A 1,219-nucleotide genomic window follows, 5' to 3' on the forward strand; every position below is an offset into this window, starting at 1 on the left:
TGTATAAGAGACAGGTGGGAGGCCCCTTGGCTGCCACCGCGCTCGACGCCGTGCCCCATCTCGACATCACCGACCCGAACTTCGCCATCAAGTCCGCCGCCGTGCACGCCGCCCGCGAGCGCAGCTGGTACGCCCGGACCAACTACGGCCTCGCGGTACTCCGCTACGAGGAGGTCAGCCGGCTGATCAAGCACCCCAAACTCCGGCAGGGCAGCGCCGCCTGGCCCGCCCACAACGGCGTCACCGAAGGCCCGTTCGCCGACTGGTTCGCCGGCTGGATCCTCAACAAGGAGGGCGAGGAGCACCACCGCCTGCGCCGCCTGATGAACCCGGCGTTCTCCCCCAAGCTCATCGCCGGCCTGGTGCCCCGCTTCCAGGCACTGGCCACGGAGCTGGTCGACGGCTTCCGCGAGCCCGGACGCTGCGAGTTCGTCTCCGAGTTCGCCGAGCCGTACGCGGCCAGGGTGATCGCCCTGATGCTCGGAATCCCCGAGTCGGAATGGCCGGTGATCGCCCGCGAGTCGGCCACCATCGGCCTGGCCATGGGCGTGACCCTCCGTCAGGACCTTCCGAAGATCGAGGCCGCCCTGGCCAATCTGTACGCCTACGCCGACGCACTCATCGCCGACCGCCGCCGGGCCGAGCGCGACGACTTCGTCTCCGCGCTGGTCCGCGCCCACCGCGACGCCGACTCGCTCACCGACCGTGAGCTGCGCGACGGCCTGGTCCTGCTCATCTTCGGCGGCTTCGACACCACCCGCAACCAACTCGGCCTGGCCATGCAGACCTTCACCCGACACCCCGACCAGTGGCGCCTGCTCGCCGAACGGCCCGAGCTGGGCGGCGCGGCGGTCGAAGAGGTCATGCGGGTCAACCCGACCGTCACCTGGGTCACCCGCGAGGCCCGGGAGGACTTCACCTTCCAGGGCCTGGACATCGGCGCCGGGACCACCGTGCACCTCTTCAGCGAGTCCGCGGGCACCGACCCCCGGGTGTTCGGCGAGCCCTCCTTCGACATCACCGCCGAGCGCAGACCCCACTTCGGCTTCGGTGGCGGCGCCCACCACTGCCTCGGCCACTTCGTGGCCCGCGGTGACATGAGCGAGGCCCTGCCGCTGCTGGCCCGCCGCATGCGCGACCCCCGTATCGACGAGGGCGCCGAGTGGCTGCCCGACTCCGGCAACACGGGTCCGGTCCGGCTGCCCATCACGTTCACCCC

The 1,219-nt window shown here is 71.0% G+C and carries 1 protein-coding gene; it reads left to right on the plus strand.

The features are described from left to right. Positions 1 to 26 precede the first annotated feature (26 nt). Positions 27 to 1,219 (plus strand): cytochrome P450 (locus GUY61_RS38435; protein ID WP_166634912.1); only part of this gene is annotated, 1,193 nt, incomplete at its 3' end.

The sequence above is a fragment of the Streptomyces sp. GC420 genome, assembly GCF_009916105.1.
Taxonomy (GTDB): domain Bacteria; phylum Actinomycetota; class Actinomycetes; order Streptomycetales; family Streptomycetaceae; genus Streptomyces.